A 17,737-nucleotide genomic window follows, 5' to 3' on the forward strand; every position below is an offset into this window, starting at 1 on the left:
TTCTAAATTTTATGGTTAAACTATATTTTCTCGCAAAAATACAGAAGAACACAAAAAGTCTGGTAGCTATAAGTATTTTAAATGTAGCTGACGGTAACATGTCGGAGTCAACAAGAAAACAAACCTGCAATTAATCATATAATACAGAATGTAAAGACTCCATATAGCTTTTGCTCTTTTTCTTTTTGCGTCTGACACCTGTCCGACAAACGTTTGACACGTGTCAAACATTCATTCGACACCTGTCGGACATTTGTTTGACACGTGTCAAACAATATAAACTCACCGCTATAATTTCATGAGAAAACTAATATTCCACACTCATTTTAAAGCAAAGATACTTCTTACATACTTAAAGATACATTATTATTACGCAAAACTTTTTATTTTGCGATAATTCGAAGATTTATTTAATTATTTACCAAGCAACCATGAAACTAAAATCCATTTTAACATCGGCTTTAGCCGCATATTTACTATCTTCATGCGGACAGACAGTAAAGACAGACCAAACTGATTTCAATAACTGTTGGACTTTCCATCTTGTAAAAGACACAGCAAACTTCAACACGGATTATTCCAAGACCGACAATGAGACTAAAAACTGGGAGAACGTAAGATTGCCACATACGGCCAACATTGAGCCACTTGTTGTGAACAATCAATGGCAAGGAATATGTTGGTACAGGAAAACTTTTAATATCTCAGACTACAGTAAAGAGAAAAAATATTTCATCGAGTTTGAAGGAGCGATGAATATCATAGATATATGGATAAACAACAAGCATATTAAAAGAGACATGGGGGGATATCTACCGGTAACAGCAGACATTACAAATCATGTTAGAGCAAAGGAAAACACCATATGCGTAAGATTAGACAATAGAGACAATCCTATAACAGGTCCCAAGCCTCTTAAAATTTTGGACTTCAATATGTATGGAGGACTGTACAGAGAAGTAAATTTCATAGAGAAAAACAATATTTACATATCAAACCCATCGCTTGTGGATATAGAAGCCGGTGGAGGTGTATTCATCACATACCCTTATGTGGATGCTAAAATGTCGGAAGTTAAAATACAGACACACATCATTAACGAAGGAGCCAAGGACAAGAAAGCGACACTTAAACACATTATCAGAAAAGGTAATGAAGTGGTGAAAGAATTTTCCATCGATATAAACTTACCTAATGGGAAAGAAGGCGTAACATCATGTAATACTGTTAGTATAAATAACCCCTCTTTATGGTCGCCTGCAAATCCGTCATTATACACGCTTCAAACAATTATAAGCGATGAATCGGGAAAAGAAATAGACAGTCAGACAAACAGATTCGGTATCAGAAAATTTGAATTTAAGGACAACCAACTATACATAAACGGAGAAAAAACATATTTACGCGGAGTGAACCGCCATCAGGAATATCCTTACATAGGATATGCATTGTCCGACAATGCACAATACAGAGATGCATATAAGATTAAGAAAGCCGGATTCGACTACGTGCGACTCTCTCATTACCCACACTCGCCGGCATTCATGGACGCATGCGACGAACTGGGTTTAATTGTTGTCGACGCAATCCTTGGCTGGCAGTATTATGCCGACAATGACGAATTCCGTAACCAATGCTACCGTTCTGCTAAACAATTAATTCGACGAGACAGGAATCATCCGTGTGTACTGGCATGGGAAGTTTCACTAAATGAAACCAAAATGCCTATTGAATTCATGGAAGTTCTCGACAATATTGTACACAAAGAATACCCAGGCGAAAATGTATATTCATGTGGATGGATGCCACAAGTCTACGATATATATTTTCAAGCACGTCAGCACCGCATATTGCACAAAGATGAAATGAAATTCGACAAACCTTACATCGTGTCAGAATATGGCGATTGGGAATATTATTCAAACAATGCAGGTCTAAACCAACACAAGATGCCCAAAAACATGAGAGTGGAATACTCAAGTCGCCAGTTCAGAAAAGATGGAGAAGAAAGAATGTTACGCCAGGCAAGAAATGTTCAGGAGGCACATAATGACAATATGAACATTCCGGCTACCGGCGATGGCTATTGGGTGATGTTTGACTACAATCGCGGTTATCATGACGACATTGAGGCCTCAGGGGTAATGGATATCTTCCGTATCCCCAAATTTGCATACTATTTCTACAGCAGCCAGAGAGACATCACCAACGATTCTGACTGTATTCTTAAAATAGCATCATATTGGGACAAGAACTCCCCTACAGACATTAAGGTTTACAGTAATGCTGAAGAGGTAGAGCTGCGCCTCAACGGAAGACTCATAGGAAGACAGAAACCTGATAATGACAAAAACTCCACAAACCTGAAACACCCACCATTCACATTCAAGATTGACGAGTTTGAAAAAGGAGAACTTAAGGCCACAGCATTCAATAAAGGCGAAAAGATAAAAGAAGAATCCGTATTTACACCCGAGCCACCTGTAAAATTGGACTGCGAAATTGATATAAGCGGTAAAGAACTTGAAGCAGGATGTAACGATGTGGCATTCTTGTACATATCTGCAATAGACCGGAATGGGACTGTAAATCCGGAATACACCAAAAGTATCAATATTATCCTGCCTGATGGAATAGAGCTTATGAATAAAGACGAAGTAAAGGCCGAGGCCGGTATAGCCACAGCCGTAATAAGAATAGATGAAGAAAGAGGCAGTAAAAAGATTTTTGTAAATGACGGTGAGATAAGTGGCGAAATAGACATCTGTATCAAATAACAAACCCTTTAAAACTAAAAACGGAAAACAATGAGTAAAAGAAAAAATCTGACTACGGCAGCTGCATTCTTATGTATAGCCGCTACAGCGCAAATCAAACAAAAGCCCAATATTCTGTGGATAATGGCAGAAGATATGGGTCAGGATCTTGAATGTTATGGAATGAAGGCGGTTCGCACGCCTAACCTCAACAAAATGGCATCCGAAGGGGTACTCTACCGCTCGGCATGCTGTACAGCTCCAATCAGTTCACCAAGCCGCTCGGCAATGATGACAGGAGTGCATCAAACTATTATAAACGCACATAACCACAGGAGCAACAGAAATCTTCCACTGGATGAAAAATTCAAACCCATAACATACTATTTAAGAAAAGCCGGATATACCTGCATACTCGGCAATTCCAATGTCATGAACAAAGGCAGAAAAACAGACTGTAATTTCAAACACATTCCACTTGGAGAATGGAACGGAAAAGATAAATTCGGGCTATTCGACAAATATGATGAATTCACTACAGAAGACCAACCGTTTTTTGCACAAGTACAGCTTGTTGTTACACACAGAGGCGACTGGTGGAAGAGAATTACAGCTGAATCGCAACATCCTGTAAATCCGGACAGCGTTGAACTGCCTCCTTATCTGCCTGACGATGCAAGAATACGCCGGCAGTGGGCTTCATACCTTGACCAAGTAGAATATATGGACCATGAAGTGGGCATACTCATGAATGAGCTAAAAGAAAAAGGGATGCTTGACAATACAATAATATTCTTTATAGGAGACAATGGAAGATGCGAAGTAAAGGGCAAAGGTTACCTATACGAACCAGGAATAAAGATTCCAATGATAGCATGGGGTAAAGGAATAAAGCAATCTGTAGTTACAGACCTTGTAAGTACAGTCGACATATCCGCTACAGTGCTCAATCTTGCCGAAGCAGAAATGCCGGACTATCTTAGTGGGAAACCATTGTTCAATCAAACTACAGGCGCACCGAATCAAGGATATGACACATTCTATGCAGCACGTGACAACTGGGATGAAATTATAGACTGTATGCGTTCTATCAGTACTGACAGATATAAGTATATACGAAACTATATGCCGGAAAAAGGATGGGACGAGCATCAACAGTATTTGGAATTTCATCGTCCAGCAATTCATGTATTAAGAGAGTTGAAAAAAAATGGTAAACTGAACAATACACAATTACAATTCATGGAGGATCATAAGCCGGAAGAAGAACTTTACGATTTGAGAAACGACCCTCATGAAACAAGAAACCTCGCTCTATTGCCACAATATCAGAATATTCTGAAAGATATGCGGTTTCGAATGGACAGTTGGCAAAAAAACAATAACGACATAGGTCTGAAAGACTTGAACGACAGAGTGCCGGAAGATATGGGAGATGTAAAAAATTACGTTATGAATAAGTATCCCGATGAATGGAAAAAACTCACTGAAGGTGAGATATGCGACTCTTACAAAAAGTATTCATCAGAAGCAAAGAAGAACAAAAAGAAGAAATGAAACTATCATATTTATGTATAATGTTCTTTCTGTACCTTTCCAATATAATAACCGCACAAGAGAAAGATACGATAACAGTACTGCTTATAGGAGATAGCACTACTAAAGGAGCGACTCCAAGACGAGTAAAGCCCAATGGCATTCACTTAGAAGAAACCATAGAACAGCTATCAGCTTTGGAACCTTTTATGCCGACAGTGCGGGTGATAAACAGCAGCCAGGGTGGAGAAACCGCCCTGGCTGTAGTGGAAAGCGGAAGGTACAAAAAGGAAATATATCCATTAAGGGAAAGAAGAATTGACTACATTTTTGTCAGATACGGAATAAACGACTGGTTTAAATGCAAAAACCTGAAAAATGAGTTCCCCGAGAATCTAAAATCGCTACTCGAAAAGATAAAAACGGATTTTCCGGAAGCAAATCTCATTCCTATGACAATCGTACCTTTCATGCCGTTTGATGAATGCGAGCAAGTGAACGAACTGATAACTGAAGTTGCACAAGAAATGAATCTTACCATGTTCGACATATATACACCATATAAGAAAGCCGTGGTTGAATCCGGACCTGATACTTATCATGTAAGAAGGATAGAACTTAATAAAGTGGATAAAAAGTATCACGGATGGCTGAAACCTTATACTTATGACTATAAGCAAAAAGGTAAAAACATGAAAGTTGTATTAGCAGATGACAATTCTTTAGATCCTATTTTGGGAAAGTACAAAGCATGGTATTATGACCGTCATCCGAATTTAGCCGGATATCATCTTATAGGATATGAAACAGTGGAGTTTCTGAAAAAAAAATTAAATAAAACTTTTAAACAAAAATCGAATTATGAATAAAAAAGAAGTGGTATTATTTCCTTTGCTAGCGGCATCGGCAGTAGTAATGGGGAAAAACGAGTTGCCTAACATTTTGTTTTGTATAGCCGATGATGCTTCAAGAGAAAGTTTCGGGGCATACGGAGGAAAAAACTGTAACACTCCCGCTATAGATGCGCTGGCATCAGAAGGAGTAGTTTTCACTAATGCATATACACAGAACCCTAAGAGTGCTCCGTCAAGGGCTTGCATACTGACGGGTAAATACTCGTGGCAACTTAAAGAGGCTACCAATCACTTTCCACATTTCCCTTCGGAATTTACTCTCTATCCACAAGTATTGATAAACAATGGGTATCACGTAGGTTTTACAGGTAAAGGATGGGGACCGGGAACGTACGACACAAAAGATAATCCGGCAGGACCTGAGTATAACAAACTTACGGTGAAAAAACGACCTGCTAAAGGTATCTTCAACACTGATTATTCCGGCAACTTCAGAATGTTTCTCGACGAAAATAAAGATGGGAAACCATTCTGTTTCTGGCTGGGATGTAAGGAACCGCACAGATTCTACGAGAAAGACTCGTGGAAAAAGAACGGAAAGAACATAGACAGTGTTTATGTTCAGCCTTTCTATCCGGACAATGATATAGTAAGGGGTGATATAATGGATTATGCAGTAGAGGTAGAGTGGTTTGACAAGCATGTAGGCGAGGCAGTCCGGATTCTTAAAGAAAAGAACATGTTGAACAATACTATAATTGTAGTAACTTCGGATCACGGTATGCCATTTCCACGTATCAAAGGTCAGATATACGAAGAAGGGTTCCATGTACCGTTTATAGTGTACTGGAAAGGTAAGGTTATGGCCGGGCGCACTGTGGATGACTTCATAGGATTCCACGACATAGCTCCTACCTTGCTCGAAGCAGCCCAAGTAGACGGTGACTTCGGTATGTCAGGAAAAAGTTTTCTGAATCTTATAACATCAAAAAAGAACGGACGTATAGACAAAAAGCGTGACCATATGATTCTGATTAAGGAGAGACACGACGTTGGACGTGCAAATGAAGATGGTATTAATTTAGGATATCCCGTGAGAGCTATTAGAACGGATGAATATCTGTATGTGGTGAACTATAAACCAGAAAGATGGCCGGTTGGCAATCCGGAATATGACTACAAAAACTGTGACAACTCGCCTACAAAATCTTATCTTACAGGGCTTAAACCAGGAGACAAAGATTATCACTACTATGAAATGTCTTTCGCGAAACGTCCTGGAGAAGAGTTTTATCTTATCAAGGAAGATCCACACTGTATGAAAAACCAGGCGTGGAATCCTGAATACAGAAAAATAATGGACAAGCTGAGAAAGCAAATGGAAAAAGAACTGAAAAAAAACGGGGATCCAAGAATGAATGGCAATGGGGATATTTTCGACAAATATCAGTATATGGGCAAAGCTATGGACTATAATAAGAAAAATTAAGATACTTGTTTAAAATAAATTGACCTGGTGATCAAGATTGGGATACCACCAGGTCAATTATTATCGTTAATACTCAAAATCTATAAATCTCATAGAACCGGCAGGAACATCTATAGTTACATTGTTTTGGTCGATTTTTATCTTTTCTCCGGTGAGGACATCTATAGCCTTACGAGGTTTAGTATTCTGAAGCGTTACTTTTGCTTTTACCTTTGAAGGCGAAACATAACCCGGATCTATCAGCAAAAGCCTTGAGTGGGTGGCGTCTATTTTATACAAACTCCACGAAGCACCTTCTACAGTAATTGGAAGTTTTTTAGCACATTCTTTAACTGTAGCCAACATAATATCTCCGAACTCTCTTGCAGGGATTTTCTTTCCATTCACTATTCCATGATGCAAGTCGCTTACTACATATTTTTCATCTGATTTCTTTATTTTATCCTCATAATCATACGAAGTAATGGGAACTATACCGTAAGGCATTGGTGGAATGAAATTCAACCATCTATAATCTACTCCTAACGATAATTTAGAATAGTCGTAGTCAGTTACAGATGTTCCACACCAGTGTACTCCGGCTTTTCCTACAACCGCATCATCGTCAGAAGTTCTGTAAAGAGTAAGATTGTGTCCCGAATTGTTGACTCTCTCAAGATATTCCACATCTATATCTTTTACCAGATGCCATGAATTGACAGACAGTATTTCATCGCGGTTTAACATTGGAATAAGACCGGATTTTATAAGTGCAAAAAAGATGTTATACCCAGGCCATTCGAGATACTGAATTGGGAACAGCACACCATGACTACAGCCATAAGCCGCCATGAGCGCCGCATTACGCAAATATGGTGATACAGATGTCTGTCCTCCAGGAGACAATGGACGCCAAGAGGTGGGATTGTCATCTACAAGACGCATGGAGTAGTCGCCTACATATCCGCTAAGATACATACCGACTCTTCCTGTAAAGTTCAAATCCTGAAGACGGTTGTTGGTATCTTCGGCAGATGGAACGATTATATCACTATATTTGCCTGAAAAGAATACTCTACTCCATAGTTCTTCGTGAGCATCACCTGCCCAGAACATATTTTTATATCTGAAATAAACTTTTGTAGGCGAGTTATTCTTGCGTATGGCAGTTGCAATCCTCGGAATATATTCATCTACAAAATATTTTATTCTCGGGTCACTGGTGCCGTTCATCTCGGCGTAGATAAATCCATAACAGGTTTTAGGCGCAACCTCAAGTATCTTTTCAAGTGTGTTTATCCTTACATAGAAAGGGTCATTGCCATGTCCTACCCACATTTGGAAAGGTTCCCCTTTCTCTTCTTGACGGCGTGCCCATTCCACTATTTCGTCAGGAGTCATATTGTATTTCATCCTTTTATCCTTTTTCAAGGCATCTTTTCCTATAGCAGCTACAAGGTCGTCCCTTGATGTAGACTCACTGAAAGTTACTCCCGTAGATACCATGAGAAGATTTCCACCATTAAGTTTTTCAAGTTCTTCATCCAAAACGAAACCTTTGAGCCATACATCTTTTCTGCCTGCTTTATTACCGTCAAGTCCAAGCGAAATAAAAGGTTTTTCCTTCTTTTTCTGATAGGCTGGAAGTTTGAAATTAAGAGCCTGATGATATAGTTTGTTAAGATTATCCCTTACTTCGGCATAAAGGCCGTCATACTCATGACTTGCAGACATCCATCCCGATTTTCCGAGATTAAAAACATAAAGGGTATTGTCACCACTCACTTGACCGGCACCAAGCAACATTTTACTGTCTGGCATAAATACCAAATTATTGAAAATAACACCTTTATTTCTCTCTCCGTATTTTTCCAACAGTTTTCCTTTGAAGTCGATAAGATATCTGATACCTCCATACTGAAAAACTATTTCGTTCGTTAGTGGAGACAATACAGTTCCTTTGGTATGAGCATATCTCTGCTTGTCTTTACTACCTGAGAATTTTAGTAGTTTTCTGAAATCGGCATTAAAAGCCACAACCTCTGCTGTTTCAGACGCACCGAACAGTATAACATCATCTTTTCCATCGTTGTCAATATCCGCCACGGTATTGTCGGTTATCATCGTACTGTTCTTCACAAATTTGGATATCGAAGAACTGCGGTACTCTTTTTTTGTTACAGAATCTATAAACCCCATATATTCAGACCTGAATTTGTCATGACTGTATGTAAGAACGAACAAATCTTTCTTACCATTCTGAACAAAGTATCCTGCATCAAGAATACGGACTGTTCCTTTAATAGGGATAAAAGACAAGAGATTTCCGTTTGAATCCAACTCATATATTTTGAAATTATTACCTCCTGCAAAAATTCTCGTTTCATCGTCTTCGCCTACTACGGCTATTTCCGAAAGACGGGATATCTCAGGGGTGGTAAACTTCCATAAAAGTTTACCGTCAGACTTCCATGCATATACAGAACCATTTCCACTTACACCTAACAAATCATCCTGTTTATCTCCGTCTAAGTCATGTGCTATGATTTCAAACATTACAGCAGGATTGTCCGACATATTTCGCCACAAAGTCTTGCCGGCAAGATTGTTCAATGAAACTGTTCCGTTTTCTTCTGATATATATACCATTTCTTCTCCGCTAACTACGGCACGCACGCAGTTACGTATTGCTCCTGTCTGTGGCACTATATTTTTGGGAGCACCACTTAATGGAATTACCACAGACACAGACAACACCAGACATAATGCTATTTGTTTTGACTTATTGTTTAACCAAACCATAAATAAAGATTTTAAAGATTATAATGCCGTTTACTAAACGTTCACCAAGTGTTCATCGGCTGTTTGCTATGAGACAAACTTTGTAGCGCAAAGTTTGAAAATATATGAATTGAATTAGCTACACTAAAGTTTACATAAATGGCTTTTGCAGCTCGATATCTATAAATCTGAACATTCCGCACGGAACAGTCACATCAAATGAATTATCTGTAATGTTATACGAAATCCCATCAAGTATGTCACAGACTTTCTTCACCGAGAGATTGTTCAACATCACTTTAACCTTTCTGTCCATCGGTGCCAGGTAGCCTCCGTCAACCAAGGTCAGTCGTAAATGCGTAGGTGAAACCTGAGCTACTACCCAACCGGTCTTCTCTCCTTTTACCAATACCGGAAGTTTCTTCGCACCTTCTTCTATATCTTTTTTTATTTGTTTATAAAATTCGTCAGCCTTGTAACGCTGTTTGCCGTCCGCTGAAAGATAATCCACTCCGTCTGTTATATACTCCTTCAATATGGATTTGTAGAAAGGATGCAAATTGTCGGCCAGATTGCCTCTAACTGAATTATTCTCTCTCAAAGCATTATTCTGAACCGGAGTTATGAGTACCATACCATTAGGATATGGTGGAATTATATTCTGTCGTCTGTCAATTACGCCTGAAGCATAAGTTGAAAAATCCCAAGGAGTAAGAGTACCACCAAGCCATGAAGCATTCATATGGCTGAATACCTTAGGTTGCGTTTCTTCTCTGTTTTTGTCAAAATATATCCACCATTTATGGTCTTCCCCTTCTTGCAGATAGATTTCTTGAGGTTTATACATGCTTAAATGAACTGGAGAGAAACTTAGTATTTCATTTCTTTTAGGGACATACAAAGCTTCTTTTGCAAGCAATTCGTATGCAAGGCTCGCATGATATTCCAGTTCTTCTGTATCTGATTCAGCCGAATTATGAATATAATTTGCACCACACGCAAGACTGTAGACCGTCTTCCTCAGTACATGATTAGAAAGCTTTTGTGACGAGAATTGTCGCGAACGGTCGAAACTTGGATCATCGCGCGAACAGCGTACCCCCCATCCGTCAACACTTCCGGCTGTCCATAGCCCCATACGTCCGGCTATACTCAAATCCTGCGTCTTGTCAGTTGTTTCTTCCAGGATAGGAATGACTTCGGCTGCATATTTACCTGAAACGACCGGCTCCCAATCTTTAGTATAAACCTGTCCTTGCCAGAATACATTCTTTGCACGGAAAGCCACGTTAGACTTTATGGTACCCATAAATTCCACCAGCGGATAAACCTGATTTTTCATTACGAACCCAAAATCCTTATCTGTATGGTTCATTTCCGGATATATGTATATGGTCTTTTTCCCATCATGCTCATATCCATACGATGCAATTTCCTTAAGCACGTCAAGAGAATAATACAACGGATCATTCCCATGGCCTGCCCACGTTGAAATACCTTTCACTCCATCATACGACGGAGTGAAATAATCAACTATTTCCTTTGCTGAACGGTCATACTTGTTTCTTCTGTCCCTTGAATTAAGATATCTGTTTCCTTCATAAAGTGGTAATCTCCACGAAGGTTCCTGATTATGTCCCCTATTCCATGGCGAGCCTAAAAGGACGAGGGATTTAGAATCATCAAGTTCTTGGAATATAGGATCTTTTGTACCTTCAAATCCGGTCACACAAACAGGTTCTCGCAGCCAATCAGGTTTCTTAAAGTTCTTCAAATTCTTTCTTATCAATTTAGTGTAGTCCATAATCCGTTGTATATTTCCCTGAGGCATCAATTCCTCATAGTCATATTTCCATGAAGATTTTCCGGTATTGATAATATGGATGCAACTACCACCGTCCTGACAACTTGCAAGAATGATATTGCCTTTATCATCCTGCCACATATCATTGTATGCAAAAGTTGTGAGGAGTTTATCCTTTACTTGTTTCGAGTACCCTTCAGAAGAGAAAAAAACCATTGCATTAGACGACAATACCCCATAATCGTATCCCGAATTTTCATATAATATAAAGTTGGTTCACCCTATAAGATACTTTCCCAACATTTTTTTGTTGAATAGGATATGAAACAGTTTTGCTTCAGTATAAGAATTTGAGAATTCAATTCTTCCAAACTCATTACCATTTAATACAGATGAACCAAATATCACTTCATAAGTACCATCACCGTCCGGATCTACCACACGGACATCGCCAATAGTCCCCCTCTGTTTCAATGGTTTTACGACATGAGATAGAACTTTATTTTTCAGAGGTTCAATTACATAAAACTCTCCAGAAGACTGCATATGATTATTCGACCCATGCATTAACAATAAATCATTCCCTTTATCCAAAGGAATCGGCCTAAGAAAATTTGCTATATGCTGAAAGTTGTATTTCTTGTCTATCTTAAAGACTTTTGCTTTTGAATAATTCTTGCTTGGCAGTTTTTGAACAAGTTTTCCAGTCAAAGCGTCAAGATAATAACAGTCTGTAGAGAAATCACCACATACGACATATGGTTTATTGTTGCTTTTAACCACACAAACAGAATACATAGGAGTGCGGTGCACACCATCATATGGGGTAAATGTCCATCTTATATTACCTTTTAAATCAAGACAAACTATACTACCGTTTGCATTAGCCGCAAAAACCTCCTGTTTACCATCTGCATCAATATCATCACACCATAAATCATGGTTCATAGTTCCGTTTCCAACGTCAGTCCTCCATAAGATATTACCGCTATAATCGGAAGCAAGAACAACTCCGTTATAATCCGAACCGATAATTATATTATCATTCCCTTGTTTGGCCACACGGACTTTCATCACAGTATTGACCTTTGTGTCTATCGAACTAATATTGCCAGCCAATACAGACAAAGGCATAGCGCTCACAAACAGCGTCATAAATAAAAACTTCTTTCTCATTATCTCTTCCACATTAAATTGTTTTATTTTTGGAATGCAGGAATACCCTCTGCTATCTTCCATGTATCTTTTGGATTTCTTTTAATATCTTCTTTATAAAGAATTTTATTCTCATGATAAGGAAAGCCCTCTGACTTTAATTCAGATATCGAAACATCATAATAATCACCTGTAGAATCTAAAACCGGCGCAAACGACGGTCCCTCTACCTGCGAATAAGCTTCATCCTTCTGAATTCTCAAAATATACTGATACATATCAGGTTCGTAAATCCACACATCTTTTGCTTCTATCTGTGCCTCTTTTCCATATTTACAAGCCACATTATGCACCTTACTATCCGAACTGTATGTACCTATTTCTGCATAAGGATTATTTTGCGAATCTTTATCTATAAAGCCGCTCCTGATATCTACAGCTGATGCCGAACTCAAAGCTGTAACATTCTCTACAAGGACCTTACCGTTGTGCGATGTATGAGGGGAAAACAGGACAGCAGCTCTTCCATACTCATTATGTATATTATATCCGTAAATGTCATATACACCAACATTATTACCCGCATGCGACTCAAGACGAAGAGTAACACCTCCCTTGGCTTTCAAGTCGCGAAACAAGATATTTCGTGCGGCATGGAGCTGGCACAACCCATATCCCTGACTGGCATTTTCAATTGTACAATTATTTATCAAACCGTTTGTGGGACGCGAGATGTGCCATGAATGTACATCCTCTGCGTCGGCTCCTACGAAAATAATTCCACAATATTTTGTATAGTGGTCAAGAATATGTGCATCAGCAATCTTAAAATTCTTCACCATCCTGCATAATGCAAATCGCACAGGCATTGTTGGCGGAAAATCATCACCAGGATCAGGAGTAAAATGAGAGTAATCTACTGTATATTGTTCACCGTTAAGTCCGCTGATGCTGCAGTCGTGTATAAATGAGTTTTCAGAATCATTCTTCGAGGTAAAATACAACATGATAACATTTTTCGTTTTCTCTCCCCAATATGGTTTGAGTACAGCATCCTTATGTACCAGAATATGTACCCCCGATTTCATATAAACTTCGGCAAAGCAGTACGTCCCGGCAGGAATGAGCAGATTGCCGCCCCCCTGTCCGGCCATATCGTCGATAGCCTTCTGCAGCAGAGCCGACTGGTCCTTATTCTCGTCGCTCACCATGCAGTAGCTGTCCGTCACACTGCGTAGCAGAGCCGCATTGTCTATCTCCGTACCAATGATGTCCGGTATTCCCAAAACCGATTGCAGAGATTCCTGCTTCGTTCCGTCCGCATCTTCTTCCCACGAAGGGGAGTATCTGTTGCATGCAGACATCCCCATCATAAGTAATGTTGCTAATATAAGATGTGATTTCATGTATAGATATCAATAAGGATTAATAATTTAGAGTGAATTTGCTTTCCACATTCCTTTTAATCACTACCGTACCGAGCGAAGCCGAGTATATCTCCTCGCTTACGTCCGTTCCGTCCGAAACAGTCAGTTCGGAAGCCGAAACAGTCATCTCCACTACAGCATTCTCTATCGTCTGAGGATGAAGATAAAAAGATTTGCTTTCAATATTCAAATCCACCTCCACAGCTTCATCGCTCAGAACAAATTCGTTCACTGAAGGCTTCCATGACTGAATAACCTTTGCGGACGACAATGACAGAGCGGTGATACTATTCTCCTCCGGCAATCCCGGACACTCTACTGAAAATTTACCTAAGAGATGCTCCATGCTGATGGTAATCACACCTTCGGCACTAATCGTTATTATTCCGCTGTTATCAGCCGGCGTGCCTGTTTCATCCCCCACGTTTCCATCCTGCTGTACGTCCACTTCAGATGTGGAAGCATAGATGATATCCTTATTAAAAGCATTGTCCGGAGAAACAGAAGACTCTCTCGAAAGAGGAACTGAAGACAAGCATTGCTCCTTTGTCACAACCATATCCTCGATATCGAATGCCACAGCCTTTATATTGGCCACATCATCCGTCAGTAAAACAGTCTGTTCCGTAGTTGTTATATTTCCACTTACGTCACACTGATATGCCTTCCATTCGCTACCATCACCTTTGCTTAACACTACATAATAGTCTGTTCCCACCGGCTGGTCTATATATAAATAGAAGTCAGACAGTTCCGAAGCGTCCGCGCGACTTTCAATATTATTTATATCAAATGATGCAACTATGGCGCAGTCCGCATTGTCCTGCTTTACAGTTTCCTTCTGACACGATACAAAAGCCACCGAAAGCACAGCAGCTGAATATATAATCGATTTTGTTTTCATACTCTCTGAATTTATGTTTATTATTCTATCTCTGACACTTCCTTCTTACTTATTATATATGGGAAGACTGGATTGTCTTCTGATTTCACATACTCATAACCAGACTCTGCAATTGCTGCATTCATGGCGGTAATCTTTTCGTCTGTAACTCCGTTATGGCAGATACTTCCTCTCCCAACTGCAATTCACTTTCAGTTATAGGTGACGTATTGGCTTTAGTGGAATGCAAAGCTATGCAGCCTATATCTCCAGTCCCATCAGGATTATAATAATAGGAAAAACTGTTTTCTGATACATACTTGTCTCCGGTCTTATTCTCTATAATATACCTTCCTATCAAAGTTCCGACACTATTATTTTTATCAGAAGACAGTTGCTCGATACCGGCAGAATAGCATCCGATCATTTTACCTCTTGCCACACCGGAAATTCCACCGGCATAAGTCGAGGCAGATATCTTGCCTGATGCATAACAACCTATTATCTCAGAATCAGATTTATATGCTTGTCCCGATATTCCACCGGCATTTGTTCCATTTACTTCGATCGAAGAGCACTGCAAGCAATCAACTTTCCGTTTTCCAAAGACCCCACTATTCCACCGCTGTGTTTAGCACTTGTAATCTTACAATTTTCTACATGACAGTTTTCAAGAGTAAGTAAGCCGCTGTTGATAGAAAGGCTGCCGATAAGACCACCGCTGGACCCAGTACTCCCATTGTGACACATGACAGTACAGTTTCTTGCAATACAGTTGCTGATACGTCCGTTCCCATAATAGCCGGCCAAAGTTCCGGCATGAAATACCTTACCATTGTTATCAGGTGAAGAATATATTATGGCGTTTTCTATTATCAGATTAGAAACTAAGGCTCTCTCATTCTGCACTCCGAAAAACAATCCACCATGATATTCTCCGTTTCCACTTACCTTAAAATTCTTTACAGTATGGTTTCCACCATCAAATGTAAAGCTAAAGCCATTTTCTGATGTACCTATAGGAATCCATTCATGGCCTCCCAAATCGATATCTTTCTTCAGGCGGATAAATTTATTCCACAAATTAACCCCATCCGGTTTTTTTTCGTTAATAGCTTTTCTCACAAAAGCCAAATCCGCCCCCGACTTTATCAGATACGGCTCACTCTCCGTCCCGTTTCCTTCCAGACTTGCAGAAACCGTTACTCCGTCCCACACATTAATCAGGTTCGCACTGCCGCCGTTCTCCGTTGTCCAGTCCTTTACGGTGATTTCGCCGGTAAACGAAGCCGTCATTTGAGAGAAAGAGAGATTGTAGATATATTCCTTTCCCGAAACCAAATCCTTGGAAGATGAGCTTTTTGCCGATACTTCCGAGCCATCCGAAAGCGTCAGTACGACACTGTTCTGATAACTCGCTTGCGGGATGACATAAGCAGTGACAGTCGACTTTTCAGAATCATAATAAGCGTTGATATCAATGTTCTCTCCTGTTGCCGACCAATCTTCATTCCAACCAGTGCGCGTCATTCCCGACTTTGATTTCAGTACAGCCTTAGTGATTGTATTTCCCTCCGTATTGCCTATCTTTATAATAATCTTCGAGAGAGCATGATCGAGGTTTACTTTCAGCACGTCGTTCACCACCTCCGCTGTCTTATTGTCAGAATATAAGAAATCGAACGAATACAGTTTCTCGGCAGAAGACATATCCACTTCTTCAGGTGTTTCACCGTCACTAATACCGTCAGCACCACTGTTCCCGTCAGGAGTACCATCACCAATAGCACCACCGTCAGTACCACCGCCAGAAGCTGCACCCTCACCGGTCAGTGAAATACCCGTAGCCGTATTCTTTCCATCGGGATTTACAATATATGCAGAATACGTTTCTTCATTATCAATACTTAGTTTCTTGTCAGGATCCGTTGCGCTCCACAAACTCTTATACTCATATCCGTATGTTTCAGTCCCGTGATGGATAAAAAGCTTCGTGCCCTCTGCCCACTCTCCATTCTCTCCATTTCGTGACACGGCAATCTGCCTGATTTCCCCAGATGTTTCGTCTATAAATCTTTCGTTATTGCAAGAGTAAAGCACAGACAGTACCGACAACCCCAATGCCACACTTATATTTCCTGTTTTCATAAAACTCATATTTTAAAAGTTAACCATTACTCGCCAGGGACAGCAGAAATCTCAGTCTCACCCCCGGACGCACTTCCATGATTCTTAAGCATTACGTTCACAGCCTTGCCGGACTCGAGTTTCAGACCATTCAGATAGCTGCTCGAAGCCACTCCCAGCTCCAGTTTCACAGTTTCCACTTCTTGCGGAACAGCAAAACAGGTGTACTTTCCTTCTGCATCCTTCAGAATCGTAATCACTGCATCCCCCTCCTCGTAGGACAGCACAGCCGTAGAGAAATCCCCTGTCGATGCAGTCCATGTGAATTTATTACTGATGCCTGAAGCTACAATACTCTCCGGCAATGTTCCTTCCGAAATTCCTCCTTCAGAAGTCTCTCCGCCACCTGCAGAGCCTTCCTTCTCAAAAGAGAAACTCAACTTGCTGAACAGATGAGAGAACGAAATCTTCAACCTGCCTTCATTATCGATACTGCAGCCATCATCCCCACTCTTTGCATAAAGAATATCCTTGCCGCCCAAGTACACATGTTCCGCACTGCAATATTCATCTAACGTAATCGCAGTCCCATCATCCTGAAAACACATAGCCGAGAATCTGAAGTTTTCGGGACTGTCTATCAGCAGTAGCTCCTGCTCATTTCCATCAACTGTCCATCCACCACCCACTTCAGTATTATACTTCATCTTCACAAAATAGTCATTCTCCGTGCCCGTCTGGTCGATATAGAGATAGAAACTGTTGCTAAAAGGCTCGCCTGTCTCAGTTCTCGACATACCCTTTGTCAAGACAGACACCTGAATATTTCTTGCAGACGCCCCATATTCTTGCGCATTGTCCGTTTCCGTCACGTTGTCAGTACACGCTGCCATACCCAGCCCCAACAATGCAACTATTGTGTATCTTAAGTTGTCCATATTATTTC

General features: G+C 40.2%; 12 protein-coding genes. 4 read left to right on the forward strand and 8 right to left on the reverse strand.

Annotation, left to right across the window (positions count from 1 at the left end):
• Positions 1-431: 431 nt before the first annotated feature.
• From DXA05_RS08640 to DXA05_RS08655, 4 genes are read left to right on the forward strand one after another with little or no spacing between them, the layout of a single operon-like run.
• Positions 432-2,777, forward strand: coding sequence for a glycoside hydrolase family 2 TIM barrel-domain containing protein (locus DXA05_RS08640; protein ID WP_072067616.1), 2,346 nt, complete (start codon positions 432-434; stop codon positions 2,775-2,777).
• Between the two features lie 30 nt (positions 2,778-2,807).
• Positions 2,808-4,313 carry a sulfatase gene (locus DXA05_RS08645; protein WP_072067615.1) on the forward strand — a complete coding sequence of 502 codons (1,506 nt, stop codon included), beginning with the start codon at positions 2,808-2,810 and terminating at the stop codon, positions 4,311-4,313.
• Positions 4,310-5,161, forward strand: coding sequence for an SGNH/GDSL hydrolase family protein (locus DXA05_RS08650; protein ID WP_165861494.1), 852 nt, complete (start codon positions 4,310-4,312; stop codon positions 5,159-5,161). Before DXA05_RS08645 ends, DXA05_RS08650 begins: the two co-directional genes overlap by 4 nt.
• Positions 5,154-6,635 carry a sulfatase gene (locus tag DXA05_RS08655; protein WP_072067613.1) on the forward strand — a complete coding sequence of 494 codons (1,482 nt, stop codon included), beginning with the start codon at positions 5,154-5,156 and terminating at the stop codon, positions 6,633-6,635. The genes DXA05_RS08650 and DXA05_RS08655 overlap by 8 nt, the downstream gene beginning before the upstream one ends.
• A gap of 66 nt (positions 6,636-6,701) precedes the next feature.
• Here the strand turns inward: DXA05_RS08655 and DXA05_RS08660 are convergent, their stop codons facing one another.
• From DXA05_RS08660 to DXA05_RS08695, 8 genes are all read right to left on the reverse strand, one after another.
• Complete coding sequence (locus tag DXA05_RS08660; protein WP_128859051.1) at positions 6,702-9,416, reverse strand: hypothetical protein; 2,715 nt, start codon at positions 9,414-9,416, stop codon at positions 6,702-6,704.
• Positions 9,417-9,546: 130 nt separating this feature from the next.
• The gene (locus DXA05_RS08665; protein ID WP_128859052.1) at positions 9,547-11,415 is read right to left on the reverse strand and encodes a hypothetical protein; all 1,869 of its coding nucleotides are present in this window, start codon (positions 11,413-11,415) and stop codon (positions 9,547-9,549) included.
• Between the two features lie 60 nt (positions 11,416-11,475).
• Positions 11,476-12,438, reverse strand: a complete 963-nt coding sequence (locus DXA05_RS08670; protein WP_128859053.1) for a PQQ-binding-like beta-propeller repeat protein — start codon at positions 12,436-12,438, stop codon at positions 11,476-11,478.
• On the reverse strand, positions 12,399-13,760 hold the full coding sequence (locus tag DXA05_RS08675; protein WP_128859054.1) for a hypothetical protein: 1,362 nt from the start codon (positions 13,758-13,760) through the stop codon (positions 12,399-12,401). The genes DXA05_RS08670 and DXA05_RS08675 overlap by 40 nt, the downstream gene beginning before the upstream one ends.
• A 19-nt stretch (positions 13,761-13,779) precedes the next feature.
• Entirely contained in the window at positions 13,780-14,685 is a 906-nt protein-coding gene (locus DXA05_RS08680) for a hypothetical protein (protein ID WP_072067762.1), read from the reverse strand.
• Positions 14,686-14,806: 121 nt separating this feature from the next.
• Entirely contained in the window at positions 14,807-15,247 is a 441-nt protein-coding gene (locus DXA05_RS08685) for a GLUG motif-containing protein (protein WP_128859055.1), read from the reverse strand.
• Positions 15,223-16,812, reverse strand: a complete 1,590-nt coding sequence (locus DXA05_RS08690) for a fimbrillin family protein (protein WP_128859056.1) — start codon at positions 16,810-16,812, stop codon at positions 15,223-15,225. Before DXA05_RS08690 ends, DXA05_RS08685 begins: the two co-directional genes overlap by 25 nt.
• Positions 16,813-16,838: 26 nt before the next feature.
• Positions 16,839-17,729, reverse strand: coding sequence for a fimbrillin family protein (locus DXA05_RS08695; protein WP_072067764.1), 891 nt, complete (start codon positions 17,727-17,729; stop codon positions 16,839-16,841).
• Positions 17,730-17,737 lie beyond the last annotated feature (8 nt).

It is taken from the genome of Bacteroides sp. AM54-2NS (genome assembly GCF_003602935.1).
Classification (GTDB): Bacteria; Bacteroidota; Bacteroidia; order Bacteroidales; family Bacteroidaceae; genus Bacteroides; species Bacteroides xylanisolvens.